Origin of the sequence: Nonomuraea sp. NPDC050680 (assembly GCF_040654555.1) — a bacterium.
Lineage (GTDB): Bacteria > Actinomycetota > Actinomycetes > Streptosporangiales > Streptosporangiaceae > Nonomuraea.
Window position 1 is genome coordinate 757,342 of the sequence record NZ_JBFAIF010000002.1, and the last position, 16,078, is coordinate 773,419.

At 65.2% G+C, this 16,078-nt stretch carries 13 protein-coding genes; 8 read left to right on the plus strand and 5 right to left on the minus strand.

The annotated features are described in order from the left end of the window. Positions 1–165: 165 nt before the first annotated feature. Positions 166–7,674 carry a LamG-like jellyroll fold domain-containing protein gene (locus tag AB0H88_RS09920; RefSeq protein ID WP_357642908.1) on the plus strand — a complete coding sequence of 2,503 codons (7,509 nt, stop codon included), beginning with the start codon at positions 166–168 and terminating at the stop codon, positions 7,672–7,674. A gap of 40 nt (positions 7,675–7,714) precedes the next feature. Continuing rightward, the gene (locus tag AB0H88_RS09925) at positions 7,715–8,230 is read left to right on the plus strand and encodes an SMI1/KNR4 family protein (RefSeq protein ID WP_357642909.1); all 516 of its coding nucleotides are present in this window, start codon (positions 7,715–7,717) and stop codon (positions 8,228–8,230) included. 95 nt (positions 8,231–8,325) lie between these two features. Here AB0H88_RS09925 and AB0H88_RS09930 read toward each other — a convergent pair whose 3' ends face one another. Both AB0H88_RS09930 and AB0H88_RS09935 read right to left on the minus strand, forming a co-directional pair. Continuing rightward, a complete protein-coding gene (locus AB0H88_RS09930) occupies positions 8,326–8,859 on the minus strand; it encodes an NUDIX hydrolase (protein ID WP_357642910.1) in 534 nt (177 codons plus the stop codon). Further along, entirely contained in the window at positions 8,846–10,288 is a 1,443-nt protein-coding gene (locus AB0H88_RS09935) for a helix-turn-helix transcriptional regulator (protein ID WP_357642911.1), read from the minus strand. The genes AB0H88_RS09930 and AB0H88_RS09935 overlap by 14 nt, the downstream gene beginning before the upstream one ends. A 305-nt stretch (positions 10,289–10,593) precedes the next feature. On the opposite strand from AB0H88_RS09935, the gene AB0H88_RS09940 reads away from it, so the two are divergent. From AB0H88_RS09940 to AB0H88_RS09960, 5 genes are all read left to right on the plus strand, one after another. After that, positions 10,594–11,049: a hypothetical protein gene (locus tag AB0H88_RS09940; RefSeq protein WP_357642912.1), complete on the plus strand. Its 456-nt coding sequence runs from the start codon at positions 10,594–10,596 to the stop codon at positions 11,047–11,049. Positions 11,050–11,163: 114 nt separating this feature from the next. Further along, positions 11,164–11,364 (plus strand): hypothetical protein, encoded by a 201-nt coding sequence (locus AB0H88_RS09945; RefSeq protein WP_357642913.1) that lies wholly within the window; start codon positions 11,164–11,166, stop codon positions 11,362–11,364. A 1-nt stretch (position 11,365) separates the two neighbouring features. Continuing rightward, positions 11,366–11,650 (plus strand): hypothetical protein, encoded by a 285-nt coding sequence (locus AB0H88_RS09950; RefSeq protein ID WP_357642914.1) that lies wholly within the window; start codon positions 11,366–11,368, stop codon positions 11,648–11,650. A 52-nt stretch (positions 11,651–11,702) separates the two neighbouring features. Further along, a complete protein-coding gene (locus AB0H88_RS09955) occupies positions 11,703–11,957 on the plus strand; it encodes a type II toxin-antitoxin system RelE/ParE family toxin (RefSeq protein WP_357642915.1) in 255 nt (84 codons plus the stop codon). Continuing rightward, positions 11,954–12,298: a helix-turn-helix transcriptional regulator gene (locus tag AB0H88_RS09960; protein WP_357642916.1), complete on the plus strand. Its 345-nt coding sequence runs from the start codon at positions 11,954–11,956 to the stop codon at positions 12,296–12,298. The genes AB0H88_RS09955 and AB0H88_RS09960 overlap by 4 nt, the downstream gene beginning before the upstream one ends. Before the next feature lie 35 nt (positions 12,299–12,333). Here the strand turns inward: AB0H88_RS09960 and AB0H88_RS09965 are convergent, their stop codons facing one another. Further along, entirely contained in the window at positions 12,334–13,560 is a 1,227-nt protein-coding gene (locus AB0H88_RS09965; RefSeq protein WP_357642917.1) for a helix-turn-helix transcriptional regulator, read from the minus strand. Between the two features lie 100 nt (positions 13,561–13,660). Between AB0H88_RS09965 and AB0H88_RS09970 the strand changes: the two genes are divergently transcribed. After that, complete coding sequence (locus AB0H88_RS09970) at positions 13,661–13,927, plus strand: hypothetical protein (protein ID WP_357642918.1); 267 nt, start codon at positions 13,661–13,663, stop codon at positions 13,925–13,927. Positions 13,928–14,588: 661 nt separating this feature from the next. On the opposite strand, the gene AB0H88_RS09975 is transcribed toward AB0H88_RS09970, so the two are convergent. Both AB0H88_RS09975 and AB0H88_RS09980 read right to left on the minus strand, forming a co-directional pair. Continuing rightward, the gene (locus AB0H88_RS09975) at positions 14,589–15,209 is read right to left on the minus strand and encodes a hypothetical protein (protein ID WP_357642919.1); all 621 of its coding nucleotides are present in this window, start codon (positions 15,207–15,209) and stop codon (positions 14,589–14,591) included. A 39-nt stretch (positions 15,210–15,248) separates the two neighbouring features. Then, a complete protein-coding gene (locus AB0H88_RS09980) occupies positions 15,249–16,052 on the minus strand; it encodes an LLM class F420-dependent oxidoreductase (protein WP_357642920.1) in 804 nt (267 codons plus the stop codon). Positions 16,053–16,078: the final 26 nt, after the last annotated feature.

Genomic DNA, 16,078 nt, shown 5'->3' on the forward strand with positions numbered 1-16,078 from the left:
TCACTCAAATAGATCTTGTATGCCCTTTATGTCGAGCTTACGCTTTGTCCGTTTGCAGTCATGCTCCGAGTCGCACGAGTCAGGAACCTTCGGGTTCGGGTCGTGGGGGTGGGGCTTCGTCCGGCGCTTTTGGGGCGCCCTGCGTGGTTCGGAGTGTGACGGCGTATGCGCCGCTTGTTGGCATGGGCTCATTCTGCTCGCTTCAGGTTCGGCCTTGTCTTTTTCATCTTGGCGGCGACGCTACCGGGGCTTTTGGCTTTACAGCCGCAGCCGGTGGCGGCTGATTCCGTGAACGCTGTCACGGCCTCTGGGAACGTTCCTGACACGCCGAAGCAGATGTCGGGTAGTGCTGCCGGTTTGCCGTCGCTGGTGTCTGCTGACGTGACGAGGGCGACAGCGGATCCGGGCACGTCGAAGGCGAAGATCGCGGCCCCGAGGAAGGCGTTGCCGAGGGAGGCGCGGGAGGGGGTAGTCCGCTCCAAGCAGGCCGGCCCGCTGGCGACGTCGTTGATCCGCGGGGCGGCGCCGGTGGCGGTCGCGGCCGCTGTTCCGCCGTGTGGTTCGTATTCGCCGTGGCAGCGATCTGTGTATGTGGCGTACGGCACGTATGTGGCGTCGGGTCTGCGTATTTGGAAAGCCATTCAGAACATTCCTGCCAACCTCAATATCTATCCTCCTGAGGAGCAGGGGGTCGACTGGTTGCTGATCGGGGATTGTCCCAAGCCGCCGCCGCCCACGGTGACGTCGATGTCCCCTGACAACGGCATCCAGTTGACAACCACGCAGCCGACGTTGACGGCTGAGGCCACGACGTGGCCGGGGGGTTCGGTCGGGTTCTACTTCGAGGTGTGCAGTAACCCGTCGATGACGGGATGTGTCTCCTACGATGATTGCTGCGCTCTGTCCGGTAGCTGGGCGGTCCCCGAGGGCAAGTTGGGGTGGGGCCGTCAGTATTGGTGGCGGGTGAGGGTCAGCGATGCTTCGACGATTGGCGGGCTGAGCGCCTATACGTCGACGCGCACTTTCGTCATCGGGGTTCGTCAGCCGACGATCACTTCGCAGTTGTCGGTGCGAGGGGTGAACGGGCAGGAGTTCAACCAGCAGTCCGGCAACTACACCACGACGTTCACTGATGCGCAGGTGGCGGCGGCTGGGCCGCCGTTGTCGGTGGTGCGCTCCTACAACAGCATGGATCCGCGCGGTGACGGCGCGTTTGGTGCTGGGTGGTCGACGCGCTGGGATATGCGGGTGGTGGCGGAGAACGTGCGCGGGCGTGAGGCCGTGCTGGTGACCTATCCGGATGGGCGTCAGGTCCGCTTCGCCAAGAAGGATGACGGGGCGTATCAGCCGCCGCCGGGCATGTACGCGACTTTGGCCAAGAACGCTGATGGCAGTTGGCGGTTGATGGACAAGGCGTCGACGTCGTATCTGTTCGATGGCGGCGGGCGTTTGCTGAAGGTGACCGACAGCCGGGGCCGTAGCCAGGAGTTGACCTATGGGACGGATGGCAAGCTGGCCAAAGTGACTGCGCCTGGTGGCCGGTCGCTGACTTTCTCCTGGACCGGCGCGCATGTCACCACGATTTCCACCGACCAGGTCGACGGCAAGGCGTTGAGCTGGGGGTACACCTATAACGGCGATGCGCTGGAGAAGGTGTGCGATCCTAGTCAGGCGTGCACCCTCTACCAGCTGAATACGGGTTCGCTGTATCGCAGTACGGTGCTGGACTCCGACCCGATGGGGTATTGGCGGCTGGGTGAAAGCTCCGGGTCGGAGGCGAAGGACCTCGGCTGGATGGGCGAGGGCGCCCACTACAACACCAACTACACGCTCGCCAAGCCTGGCGCGTTGGCGGGGACCACCGACACCGCTGTTGAGATCACCGCCTCGAATATCGCCAACGTCAACCTGCCCGGCGACCTCCTTCCTCGGACGGGCACCTGGGCCTCGGTGGAGACCTGGTTCAAGACCACCGGCAACGGTGCGGTCTTGAGCGCGGATGGTTCAGCGGTCGCAGACCCGTACCCGGTGGTGCAGGTGACGAGCGCCGGGAAACTGTCGGCCGCCTTCAACGAGACCTCCACGCCGATCGTGAGCGGCGCCGCGGTCAAGGACGGCCTGTGGCATCATGCCGTCCTGAGCATCGGCGGCGATGTGCAGACGCTGTATCTGGACGGGCAGCTGGCCGGCACGCTCAACGCGACCATCCCCGATCCCGAGGGCCTGGAGTCTTTGGACATCGGCGGTGGCAGCCTGTCCGGATCCATCGACGAGGTGGCGGTTTACGATCGGCCGCTGTCGGCGGTCGAAGTGGCTCGCCACTACGCGGCACGCGTCGCGACTCCGCACGAGCTGGCCAAGATCACTCTGCCGTCCGGGCGGGTCTGGGCCGCCAACACCTACGACAGCTCGACTGAGCGGATCAAAACCCACACCGACCAGCACGGCGGCACCTGGCAGCTGGCCGAGCCGACCTTGGATCGCACGGCAGGCACCTCCACAGTGGTGGTGACCGACCCGAAGAATGAGAAGCTGACCGCCGTTCACGACGCGTGGCGCGGCTACCGGCTGATCTCCAAGACCGACCAGCTCGGCAACAAGACCGGTTACGACTACGACACCGGCGGCTTCCTGTCGGAAATGACCGACGCGAACAACAACACCACCACCTGGTACAACGACGACCGCGGAAACACGCTCTCCACCAGCACGTGTCGTACGGACAGCAGTTGCCAGGCCGCCTATACGGAGTTCTATCTCAACAAGGACGACCCGTTCGACGCGCGTAACGACCGACCCCTGAAGGTCCGGGACGCGCGTTCGGCCAGTGACACTGACAACACCTACGCCACCAGCTACGAGTACAACCAGTACGGTGAGCAGCTCAAAGTGACCACCCCGGCCACGACGGACTTCCCCAACGGCCGCTCAACAGTGATCGTCTACACCGATGGAACCGAGCCCGCGATCGGTGGGGGAGTGATGCCGGCCGGGCTGGTGAAGTCGTGGACCGACGCTCGGGGCAGTACAGGGATCAACCGCTATACCGCCGCGGGTGATCTCGCCGAACAAACCCAGCCGGAAGGGTTGGTCTCCACACAGACCTACGACGTTCTGGGCCGGATGAAGACCCGAACGGAGGTGTCCAAGGCGCAGCCGGGCGGGGTCACGTCCACCTACACCTATGACGACCTCGGGCGGCTGGCCACCAAGACCGGCGCGGGGGTCAAGAACGAGGTCACCGACGTCACCCACACGGCGCAGACTGTCTACGCCTACGACCCGGACGGCAACGTGCTGTCCCAGACCGTCAAGGACCTCACCGGCGGCGACCCGGAGCAGACCATCTCCTACACCTACGACGGTCACGGCCGCGAGGAGACGGTCACCGGACCGGAAGGCGGCGTGACACGGACGACGTGGGACGAGATCGGTGCCCGCACCACGATCATCGACGAACTGGGCTCGATCACCGGCCTCACCTACACCAAACGCGGCGAACTGGCCACACGCACGCTGAAGAACTGGACCGGCAGCCCCGTCGCCCCCATCCCGGCCAAGGAGATCGCCCTCGAGTCGTTCTCCTACGACCCGGCTGGGCGGCTGGCCGGACGTGCGGACGCGATGGGCCGCAAGACCGCTTACAACTACTTCAACGACGATCTGCTGTCGCAGGTGGTCGCTGATGACGTCAAGCTGAACGGCTCGACCACGACCACGGACGTGGTCATCGAGGCCGACACCTACGACAACGCGGGCAACCTCACCCAGCAAGTACTCGGCGGCACGACGACCCGAACCGACTACGTCTATGACGCCGCCAGCCGCCTGACCTCGGAGACTCTCGATCCGGACGAGCTTGGACGCAAGACGACGTACGGCTACGACGCCAACGACAACGTCATCACCACCAAGAGCACCGCCACCGGCACGACGAGGGTCGAAACCAGCGAGTTCGCCTACAACAAGGAGAACTACCCCACCCGCCGCACGGTCAAGAACGGCAGCCAGGACCTGACCACCACATGGAAGGTCGATGACCGCGGTCTGGTGGTGGAGGCGGTCGACGGACGCGGCAACCTGTCCGGTGCCGACCCGGCCGCCTACACAACCACCATGCGCTACGACTTGGCCGGCCAACTGGTCGAAGCCACGTCACCACCTGTACAGATCGACAAGGCGGGCACCGCCCAGCAGCAGCGGGTTACCACCCGTTTCGGTTATGACAACGCCGGCCGCCAGACCCACGGCGTCGACGGCGAAGGACGCATCACCACCTCCGGCTTCGACCGGGCCGGACGCCTGACCTCAGTGACCGGCGCGCCGTACACCCCGCCCGGAGGAAGCGCGCTCACCCCCAAGACCGCCTACGGCTACGACCCGGCGGGGCGGCTGATCAAGACCACCGACCCGCGTGGCCAGATCACCACCGTCGAATACGACGCGCTCGGCAACCCGGTCCGCCGCACTGACCCGCCCCCCGCTGCAGGCCAGCCCGCCGGGCAGTGGGTGTCGCAGTACGACCTGCTGGGCGAGGAATTGGCCGCGATCGACCCCACCGGGGCGCGCAACGAGGCCACCTACGACGACCTCGGCCGCCAGATCACCCAAACCGCCATCGAACGCAAACCGACCACCGCGGCCTACACCACCAAGCTGGAATACAACGATGCGGGCGACCCCACCAAGGTCACCCTGCCCACCACCAAGACCATCGGCTACACGGTCAACGCCGCCGGGCAGGTTCTCACCGAGACCGACCCGCTCAACCACACCACCACCTACGACTACGACCTGGTCGGCCGCCCCGCCAAGACCACCAACGCGCTCGGCAACGCCATCACCGCCGACTACGACCTAGCCGGCCGCCTGACCAGCCTGAAGAACCTGGACAGCGCCGGTGCGACGGTCAAGTCCAAGGGGTTCGGCTACGACGCCGCTGACAACCTCACCCAGATCACCTCCGGCGAGGGCCACATCACCCGGCGCACCTTCGACGCCACCGACCTGCTGACCCAGCTCGTCGAACCGGTCTCAGCCACCGACTCGATCACCAGCAGCTTCGGCTACGACGCCACCGGCGCCCGCACCCGCTTGACCGACGGCCGCGGCAACGCCACCTGGACCGGCTACAACACCCTCGGCCTGATCGAGACACTGACCGAGCCCGCCACCACCGCCCACCCGGACCTGGCCGACCGCACCTGGACGCACGTCTACGACGCCGCAGGCAACGAGACCGCCCTCATCCAGCCCGGCGGTGTCCGCCTTGACCGGCAGTACGACCAGCTCAACCGCCTCACTCAGGTCAGCGGCTCGGGCGCCGGCATCGTGGCGGCCGACAAGACCTACAGCTACGACCTGGCCGATCGCGTCACCACGGTCACCGATCAGACCCTCGAATACAACGACCGCAGCTTGCTCACCAAGGTCACCGGCCCGTCAGGTTCGAGTTCGTTCGCCTACGACAACATGGGCAACCCCACCCAGCGCATCGATGCCACCGGCACCACCACCTACACCTGGGACAACGACAACCGTCTCAAAACGGTTGCTGACCCGGTCAGCGGCCGTACCAACACCTACGGCTACGACAACGCCGACCGCCTGACCAGCATCACTTCCGCCAACCCGGTCAACACTCAGAGCTACACCTACGACGCCGCCGACCGCCTCAAAACCCACACCCTCAAGAACAGCACCGGCGGCCAACTCGCCCAGATCACCTACGGCTGGGACAAAGACGACAACCTCACCAGCAAAATCACCTCAGGTACGGCAGGCGCCGGCAACAACACCTACGGCTACGACCACGCCGGCCGCCTCACCTCCTGGACCGGCCCCGACGGCACCACCACCGCCTACGAATGGGACGCCTCCGGCAACCGCACCAAAGCCGGCAACAAGACCTACACCTATGACCAGCGCAACCGCCTGACCAGCGGCGACGGTACCGATTACACCTACACCCCGCGCGGCACCCTCGCGAGTGAAACCAAGAACGGCGCCACCAGACAACTCACCTTCGACGCGTTCGACCGGCTCATCAACGACGGCGACGCCACCTACACCTATGACGCTTTCGACCGCATGGCCACCCGCCAAAAGTCCGGCAGCGCCCTGCAGAAATTCGCCTACGCCGGACTCGACAACGACATCATCGCCATCACCGACCAGAACGGCGCCGTCCAAGCCAAGTACGGCCGCGACCCCTCTGGCGGGCTCGTCAGCACCCAAGAAGGCGACGGTCCTGCCCTCGCTGCCATGACCGACATCCACGACGACTTAGTCGGCACCTTCTCCGGCACCGCCCTGGCCAGCACCACGGCCTACAATCCCTACGGCGAAGTCACCGCCCAAACCGGCACTCAGTCGAGGCTCGGCTACCAGAGCGAATACACCGACCCCGACACCGGCAAAACCAACATGCACGCCCGCTGGTACCAGCCTGGCACCGCCACCTTCGCCTCCCGGGACACCTGGACCCTGCCCTCAGGCCCCTCTATCCAGGCCAATCGCTATACCTACGGCAACGGCAATCCCGCTGTCTATTCAGATTCATCAGGGCACTCGCCCGACCCTCGCTGCTACAGAGCAGTCAGCATCCCTGTTGTCGGAGTTCCGGTGGCGGTGGGATGTGATGTGGTTTCGGATGCCAAGGGGACTGCCTCTGACGATGTGTGCAGGGACGGTGCCGGCAGGGCTACCTCTTGCAACCCGCCTGGCAAGTGCGCAGAATTCGCCAATGGCTGCCGTATGCCCCATAGTGACAGCAGCTCTGGCGCCAGACCCGAGAAAGTCAAGTCGCAGGCAACCAAAGGTCGTGTCTCATCTCAATCAAATTCGACGACCCGGACTACGCACTATAAACCCACCGGCGATCCCGTTAAGCACCCCGGTCCGAAACAGCCCGGCCCGAAGCACCCCGGTCCGAAGTCCCCCGCCTTTGAATTCGGGCCGATAATACACAAGCACAACTGTGGTAAAAAATGCATGATCGAAGGCCATCCCGCGAAGGATGACGAGGAGATCCCGATCATCGTGGTAGGTATTGATTCTATCGCGCAGCCTGTGGGATTGGATCCTGCCGATTTCGTCGAGCTTCCGGAAGACCGGCCAACGACAGAACCAGCGCCGACACCTGATCCTGAGCCCGAACCGGAGAATCCGCCTCCTGGTGACAGCCCAGAGCCTGACTGCGAACCATTCAAGAAGTACGATGCCGACCCAGTAGGACGACCCATCGTCGGATCCGCGCGGTACTGTAGACCAACCGATCTCGATGGAGGTACGGACGCCAGCGTCGATCCAAGGTATTGGCCCAGCACCAATCCGGCCCACCCTCATCGTCCACAAATCCGACTCTACGATAGATGCCACGTAGTCGCTGGTACTCTTCTTGGCGGCTCCGGAGGCGATCCTAACAACCTCGTCCCCTGCATATCGACCGTCAATAGGGGCCCAATGAGGCGAGTGGAAAATGCTGCACGCAGAACAGTTCAGGACGTCAATGGAAGAGGGGTTGTAGACTACCGAGTTGAGGTCAGATACGATGGCCGAAATACGATTCCAAGTAGGTTCCGCATGGTAACGTCGATCGACGGGGAAACTGTCTCCGACGAATGCATTCACAATGATCTCAATAAAACGGTGACAGATGGCTACACTTGCTGATCTGGAGAGTCTCATTGGCTCTCCCAATAGGCCTGCACCTGTGAATGACTGGGGTATGGTTGAAGCGGGCCTCGGTTTGCGGCTTCCAAGCGACTACAAGGAGCTGATGGACCGGTACGCCAGCCTGACGCTCGATGCATTCCTGGGTCTATTCATACCAAATCCGGGTGATTATCCAGGAGAATTGATGCATGACAGCATTCTGGGTCTCTTGGATGATGTGGCACCAGATGGCGACGAAGAGCAAGAAGTGGTTGACGACGATGGGAACATCGTCGAACGGCGCCATTTCTCCCACTATCCCACCCCTGGTGGAATTATTCCATGGGGTTCCACGCAAAATGGTCAACTATGTCTGTGGGAGGCTGACGGTGATCCCGATTCCTGGAAAGTTTTAGTCTCTTCTGATGGAGCGTTCATGTGGAAGCATGGCGGAGGTATTCTCGATTTTCTTATTCAAGCCAATCGAGGTCAACTTCGCTGTCCTCTCATGAACAATAAGGGAAATTTGGATCGCACCTTCGATGACAATCTACCGGGGCAGGCTTCCATGTAACCGTATGCGCATGGGGCGTTAAGCTTTTTCTCCTCAATCGCGACAGATGGATCATTGGGTGTTATGTTGATAGGGGGTGAAGGGTCGGGGCGAAGCTATGGGGTGGGGTGGCCGTTGTGCAGATAGGCAACGGTGCCAGTGTCGGCGGCGGTGATGGCAGCGGCCAGGCGCGCCCACACGTAAGGGCGGAGCCGTTTCTGTGCTTGGTCGGAGGTGCAGAAATCGAACGCCGCCAGTTCGGCGTCGGTGATGCGTAGCGTGGTGATTTCATCTGCTGTGAGGGTTCCGGCGTCGAAAATGAATGTCAATAGGTCGTCCCACGGTCCGTGCGGGGCTACCCAGTCCACACACACCAGCGTCATACGTTCGGGGAGCTGGAGGTCGAGTTCTTCGGCGAGTTCGCGGCGCAGCGCGTCTATAGGTGGTTCGTTGGCTTCAGCCATGCCGCCGGGGGTGTCCCAGTCCGGTTTGTACGTGGGGTCGACCAGCAGGACGCGGCCGTAGCGGTCGCGGATCAGCGCGTCAGCCGCTACCCGTTTACGCGCCTGACGGGCGTTGCCTTCGGCGAGGTGCGCGTGCCATGCGGCGGGGTCACGCTCATACAGCGGCCGGAGATCAGGATCGGTCATGGTGGTGTGCCTTTGGTGTGTAAGGCCGGGGGTGGGTGTCGGTGAGCCATTGATACCACCAGACGCGCTGCCGCAATGTCTCGGTCAGAGACTCAACGACGGTGCGCGCGATGGGGGCGGTGTGGGGTTTCAGTAGGGTGCGAAGTTCACGAAGTTGCTGGACGACCAGGTATGAGCCGAGCGCCTGGGTGGAGGCGATCACTTCGTTGGCGACAGCGCACGCCCGGTCCAACTCCCCCTGTCCGATAAGGGCGCTGGCCCGGGTGAGATTCCCGAACGCACGGGAGCGGATACGACCGGCGGGGCGAAGCTCCAGGACGCGCTCAGCGTGACGTTGGGCTGCTGGGAGGTCGCCGAGCTGCCGCATGCAGCGCGCGGCGTCGCAGGCCAGCGCTCCCTGGTCGAAGGAGGACACCCACGGCGACGGGGCTTCATCGTGAGTGCCCTGAAGGGCTACCTCAGCGTCGTGCAGCAGCGCCCGTGCCTCCCGCGATTGGCCGAGGCTGGCATGGCATCGGGCCCGCGTGGCCAATAGCTTCGCCTGAAGTTCGGGGTTACGTGGCCCGGCGGCCAATGCCCGCGCCGCCGCCTGAGCCACGCTGATCGCCTCATCGGGGCGGGTCTGGTGGTGGGCCAGGTGCGCGACGCTGTTCAGCACGTGAACGCCGAGATGCCGGTCTCGCCCAACCGTGGACAGATCCCAGGCCCGGTGAAAGTGCCGCCGGGCGTCCTCATCGCGCCCGGCCTCATGCGCCATCCACCCAGCCATTTCGGTGAGCGCGGCGGCGGAGGTGAACACTGCCACACCATCAGCGCCACCAGCCCCGCCGAACAACCGGGGGGCCACCTGGTCACGCAGGTACGCCGTGACGGTGCCATACAGATACGCGCCCCCGATTTGGGCGTCCATGACCCGCCATCCTTGCATAGCCGCCGCGTCATCTCCGGCCGGCCCCTCACCAGGCTGCACCTCCACCACCGCAGCCGGTGCCAGAGTAGGGACGTGCGGCGCCGGGCGGGGGGCGCGCTGCTCCGGCACCTGAAACCACAACAGCTTCGCCGGGATGTCGAGCAGCCGCGCCCACTGAGTCAGCTTGCCCAAGTCGACCATGGCGGGGCCGTTCTCGATCCGGGAGAGCTGGGACTGTGTGATGCCCACCCACGCCGCCACCGTTTCCTGTCGTAGCGGGCGGCCGTGGTGCGGGTGGGTCCGGTAGGCCGCGATCACCCGTCCCATATGCCATGGCCCCAGCGCCGCCCGCATGTCAGGGTGATCCCAAAACTCCGGCGGAACCCTCGGCGGCCCATCGGGAACATCGGCGGTGTAGCGCGCGCCGGTCGTGCATGCCGCGCACTGGCCGCTGGTGTTGTCCCGCGCAAGTCTTGTTGTGCCGCATGCGCGGCAGCGTCGAGCGTTCGTGTCCGTCATCTGGGTTCACCGCCACATCGGATCCGCGAATCCCTGCCCGTCGAATGTAACCACGTGCTCACTGTCTGGATCCAGATATGCGCTGCGCACATGCCGGTATGCGCCATCGATCATGGCCCTATGGGCGGGCTGCTGGTCACTGTGGGAGCACATTCACCGACCAGTACGGAGGCACAGTGGCCACACACCTGGAACCATCGCCGGCGACCGGCGGGAGGATCACGGCGGCGGACAGCCGCCCCATTGTCGGGGTCGGTCCGGTCACGCATCTGGGAACGCTGCCCGGTCGAGGGTCTGGGGGTGTCGTGAGCGGCCGGTTCACGCCGCTGCCGCCCGCCGTAGGCTCAGCCTCGGAGGTCACTTTGTTGGCGCTGCACACCGCGATCACCATCGGCGCACAAGTTGCGAGGATCGCGGCCCGGCTGTGGGGCCTGCCATACCTCGAACACGTCGCCGAGCAGGTCGCCGCGCATCTGATCGCCCGCGCGGTCGAGACCACCGGCCACCCCAACCCGAACTCCCGGTACAGCGACATCGACCCCACAACCCTCGCCGTGGTCAGCATCCGGGTACACCGCCGTGCCGACGCACTGATTATCGACGTGTGGGACACCGACCCCACCGCACCCGACGCACTGCCACTCGACCAGCACATCACCGCTGTGGGCGCCCTGGCCCGCCGCTGGAACAGCTATCCCGTCCCATGCGGTGGAAAAGTCATCTGGGCCGAAATCGCGCCAGAGGACCAACGCACCGGCTAGACACCGCACCTGCCCGACACGACCGCAACGGCTAGACACCGCACCTGCCCGACACGACCGCAACGGCGCGCTCAACACCGCCGAGATCTTGAGTTGCCCGCGAACCCTGATCGGATGCCGGAGGCCCGACTTATGGCCAGCCCCGTCACGGACCTACGATTCGAACCCCGCCTGACGGCCGAGATCCAAGCCGTTCTCGAGAAGCACGGCTACCGGCTGCCGCCAGGCGGCGATCACATCCACGACCTGGTCATGACCCGTGTGAACCTCGCTCTCAAGGACCTCGTCGAGATCTTGGAGGGAAGGACCCGCTGACATGCCGGCCGGCGAGCTTGCTGAATTTCACGGCCCGCACGTCGCGCCACCCACGCCGGAGCACGTCAAGCTGACCTGGCATCAACCCCCCCGGGCGTCACGCATCCGGGTGATCTTCCACACCTGTGAATGCCGCGAAACGACGTACGAACTTTGCGCCACCGCCGGTCAGAGTTTCGTCCGCCGTACCGACCGCACGGAGCAAACCGTCCGCGAAACCCCATGGACGCTGACCGCGATCGCCAGGCATGTCTTCGAGCAGATCCTGCGGGGCAAGGCCCGGTGATCAGAGGGCCCGACCGCTGCGGGGAGAGGCACGGTTGTCTGGGAAGCAGGGCTTGCTTCCGCCAGATGAGCTGGGCGACGGAGTTCGCGAGCTGCGGCCCACCCTCGACGGTGCTGCCATACGCATTACGTACTGGCTCACGCCGAACCGCACCGCGGTCCTGCTAACCGTCTTCCGCAAGACGAGAATGCGGGAGGACGCCGAAGTCAGGCGCGCCAAGCTCGCTCAGAAGGTCTGCGAGGCCGAACACGGTCCAGCACACGAGGAGTTCATCCGCACCATTGAGGAAGGAGAGGTGGAGCAATGAGCCACAGCCGTTGGAAGACCTTGCGCGAACGCAAGCTCGCCGCGGATTTCACCGAGCCGGAGGACGTGGCCGAGGCTCGTCGCGAGATCCGGCTGTCCATGGCCCTGGCGAAGGCGGTGTACGGTCGGCGCACCGAACTCGGGCTCACCCAGGCTGAATTGGCCGACCGCGCTGGCCTCACCCAGGCGAAGGTCTCCCGGATCGAAGGCTCTGACACCATTCCCACACTGCCGCTTCTCGCCAAGCTGGCCGAGGCCCTTGACGCCACCCTTAACATCGCCCTCGACAACGACGACACCCAGGTGAGCTTCGCCGGACACCGCACAACGCGGCCTGAGTAGTCCAAGCAGGCGCCGCTTAGCCGACGTATCCCACGCTATGGGGCGAGAAGCGAGTCTTTGATCGCCTGTCCTCCGGACGCGCCTGCCTCCGCCAGTTCGTGCGCGGCACGTCGGAGCTCGGCCACGGCGGAGGCGTTGACCGCCGCAGCATCCGGAGCCACGTTCAAGGCGATGGCGGTGGCGGCCTCGGCATCGCCCTGCATGATGTGGGCTCGCGCCAGGCAGGCCCCGAACCATGCTCGATCGCGCCGGTAAGACTCGGGCAGGGTCGACAGTCCGCGTTCGACGAAGTCGGCGGCGCGACGGCCATCGCCCAGCTCCAGTTCGGCCATACCGCGCTGCATGAGGAACCAGCCCTCGCCGTAGAAGTACATCCAGGGCGGTTCGTCGTCGGGGTGTTCGGCCGCGGTTCTGATGAGTTCTTCGGCTTCGGCGAGTCTGGTGCGTGCCTGGTTGGCCTCACCCATCTGGGCATGCCCCCTGCCGGCCATTTGGGCGGCCATGCCTCGCACGCCGTGCGTTGTCCGGCCGTCCTCCCAGCGGGAGGCCTCGGCGAGGCGTACGCAGCGGTGTGCGTCGCCGAGGCTCCATGCCTGGTGGGCGCGCATGTTCAGGGTGGTTGAAGCGAGGCAGGCGTCTCCGGCTTCGAGGGCCCAGGCGTGGGAGCGGTCGTACCAGGCCAGCGCGGCGGGATGGTCACGGGAGTCCTGGCACATCCAGGCGATGAACTGGGCGTACTGGGCGAGGACGGCGACCGCGCGGTCAGCCAGCGGTCCTTTGGCGCCTCTTGCGAGGTCTGCCACGGTGGACAGTTGAGCGTGGACGAGTGGTAGCAGCGGACGGCTGCCGATGGTGTCCTCGACGCGGCGGTGTTCGGCCAGGCAGTGTTCCAGCCATCGCACGGTTTCCAGATCGACCCGTGGCGGGTTCTTGATGGCGCGGGTGATGCGCTCGTACAGGTCAGGGTCGGGCGCCAGTGACGGAAGGGCGAGTGCGGGGACCGGCTTGATGACGGTGCCGAACAACTGATCTTCCGTCACGCTGAACGCAGTGCAGTAGAGCTTGGTGTAGAAGGCGTCGGGCCGGTGCTCGCCGGTCTCGTGGCCGCGAATGCGCCGGATCAGGTTCGCCGGCTCGGGGAACGGCTTGGCAGAGGCTTTGATCAGCTGTTGGGCCAGCTCGCGCTGCGACCAACCTCGGGTGGTACGGGCGGCCAGCAGCCGGGTGGCCCAGACAGGAACCGCCTGGACGTGATCGGTCATCCAGCGCACCTCCAGAAGGGCGGACGCGGGGAGCGGACATCTGGGAGCGCCTCCTAGTGTCCTCTTCTGACGTGCTACCACGCACGGCTCTGATGTATTCGTGCACTTCGACACCGATGCTTTCTTCTCATGGATGGCCACCGACTACTCCGGTCGGGGAGCGTGCGGCGTCAGTGGTGAGTCCGAACGGGCTGCCGCACTGTTGACCGAGGCGCTCGGCTTGTTGGCTCCTGGTGCCACAGGGACGGTCCGGCTGGTGCGTCTCGACCGCCACGCGCGGCAACCCTCCTACATCTACGGCAGGACCCTGCTGCGCTTGCGCCGGATCAAGGCCAGCCCGCCGACCGTGATCGCCACTGGCGATTAAGGTGGGACGGAGCCAGATCGCGATGTCCGAATGGGAACCGCACAGTCCCCATGGCCCCCTCCGGGTAACCGAAACCTCCTGCTGCGGGGAGTGCGAGTGGTGCAGCGAGGGCGGCAAGTTCCTCATCCTGCGCTTCAACGGCAAGCACTACGAGGAGACAGCCCGCGGCCGCTACTCGGACGCCCGGCCGGTCTGGGAAGGACTCGTGAGACACCACCATCGATGCAAGCAGGAGCCATAGCCAAGGACGCCGGGCCTTACTCGGCTATGGTCAGGCCCGCCGTGATGATCTGAGAGAGTGATCGGCTCGGCGTGGCGCTGGAAGCAAGGACCGGAGGCGCGGCGTATGGAAGGCGGCCGACTCAGCAAACTTCGTGAGCAGCCACAATAGACTGCCCACTCTCTCGAAGCGCCAGTCGTGGGGGTTGGCGCCGGAGGCGCGCCCGAGGAAGGCAGCCCGAGCAACGCGAGGCCCTACAGGGGGCGAGCCGTTGGCTCGACTGGAAGAAGCGCCTGAGCCCCGAAAGCGCGAAGCGCCGATGAAGCGAAGCCCGTTGTGCCCGGGGTGGGCATCGGCTGGTTAACCACCCAAATGGGTGACGGCGGGATCTTGACAGGAAGAACGCCCGGAGCGAAGCGGAGGCCCTCCAGAGGTCACGGCTCAGCAGCCGCCGATGCTGCAGAGTTTCGCGGCCATCTTCGTGGCGTCCGACTGGTGCTTGGCCAGGGTTCTGATGGCCGGGGCGTCGTTGTGCCGGTCCCAGTAAATGGCTACGGCCGAGCCCTTGCGTACCGCGACGAACTGCTGGGTCTGGGGTACGGGATTGGACTTCGTCCCCTTGGTGGCCCTCGAGGCGCCCACCGAGTCGTCGCCGATTTTCGGGTCGATTGCCTTGACGAGTTTGCCGCACTTGGTCAGGCGCGTGCGGAACTCGGTCATCAGTTTTTCCGCGGCGCTTGCCTTCGCGAAGAGGAAGACCTGTTCGCCGCGTTCGGCGTTGGTCTTCTCGCCGCCGCCCATGTTCGGGTCATAGGTGAGGTCGCGGCGGGCGATCCAGTCCTTTTTCAGCTTGGCGCCCGAGCACTGGATGTTCTCCACCTCGATCAGGTTGTCGTTCTGGGAGAGGAGCCAGTGCTCCTGCTTGGTGTCCTTGCGGGCCTCCTTTTCGTACAGGAGGAAGTTCTTCGGGATCGACGGGGTGGCCAGGGCCGCCGCCGGCGGGAGCAGCAGGGCGGCAACCAGGGCGCTGCCGGTCAGCAAGGTGATCTTCTTTATGTTCATGCGGAGTTGGATGCCGGTGGGCGGGGAAAGGTTCGGGACTTATGTGAGGAATTCGGCTGGGGCGTTTCGTGTGACGAAAGATTCCAGCTCGGGCAAGGACAAGCCTGGTGGGGTGGCCACGATGAGACGGTCCACGCCCAGTTCCGCGTACGACCTCACGGTGGCGGGGTCGAGGTGGCGGGCCGGGGTGACCGAGATGTGCAGGGGCTTGGTCGACATCGCCTTCAGCGACTCCAGTTGGGCGGCCGTGGCGCGTAGGCCCAGCATCCAGCCGTACCAGCCGTCGGCCAGCGTGGCGGCTCGGCGGTGGGCGGCCGGGGTGTGGCCGCCGATGACGACGGGGACCGGGCGCTGGATAGGGCGGGGGTGGGCGTCCAGGTCCTTGAAGGAGACGTGCCGGCCGTCGAAGGCGGGGTTCTCGTCCTGCCAGAGGGAGCGGATGGCCGGCAGGTACTCCTCCAGGCGGGAGCCGCGGTCGGACATCGGGACGCCCAGGGCGCGGAGTTCGGGCTCCAGGTAGCCGGCGCCCACGCCGAAGATCAGGCGGCCGCCGCTGAGGACGTCCACGCTGGCCAGTTGCTTGGCGAGGATCAGCGGGTCGCGCTGGGGGAGTACGACGCAGCCGGTGGCCAGCCGGATTCGCTCGGTGTGGGCGGCCAGGAAGGCCAGTGAGACCACGGCGTCCAGGAGCGGCGCGTCCGGTTCGAGGGGGGCGGAGTCCACTCGGGGGCTGGGGAGAACGATGTGGTCGGCGGTCCACAGCGACTCGTAGCCCAGGCTTTCGGCCAGCCTCGCCACCCGGGCGGCGCCCAGGCGATCGGCGGCGGCGAACCCGTTCGGCATGTGAAGGCCGATGGAAGGCCCGGTGG

Bases quoted from the DNA above. Each gene is read 5' to 3' on its own strand.
- AB0H88_RS09960 (WP_357642916.1), top strand. From the start codon at position 11,954: ATGAGCCACAGCCGTTGGAAGACCTTGCGCGAACGCAAGCTCGCCGCG.
- AB0H88_RS09935 (WP_357642911.1), bottom strand. From the start codon at position 10,288: ATGACGGACACGAACGCTCGACGCTGCCGCGCATGCGGCACAACAAGA.
- AB0H88_RS09950 (WP_357642914.1), top strand. From the start codon at position 11,366: ATGCCGGCCGGCGAGCTTGCTGAATTTCACGGCCCGCACGTCGCGCCA.
- AB0H88_RS09980 (WP_357642920.1), bottom strand. From the start codon at position 16,052: ATGCCGAACGGGTTCGCCGCCGCCGATCGCCTGGGCGCCGCCCGGGTG.
- AB0H88_RS09975 (WP_357642919.1), bottom strand. From the start codon at position 15,209: ATGAACATAAAGAAGATCACCTTGCTGACCGGCAGCGCCCTGGTTGCC.
- AB0H88_RS09930 (WP_357642910.1), bottom strand. From the start codon at position 8,859: ATGACCGATCCTGATCTCCGGCCGCTGTATGAGCGTGACCCCGCCGCA.
- AB0H88_RS09920 (WP_357642908.1), top strand. From the start codon at position 166: ATGCGCCGCTTGTTGGCATGGGCTCATTCTGCTCGCTTCAGGTTCGGC.
- AB0H88_RS09965 (WP_357642917.1), bottom strand. From the start codon at position 13,560: ATGACCGATCACGTCCAGGCGGTTCCTGTCTGGGCCACCCGGCTGCTG.
- AB0H88_RS09945 (WP_357642913.1), top strand. From the start codon at position 11,164: ATGCCGGAGGCCCGACTTATGGCCAGCCCCGTCACGGACCTACGATTC.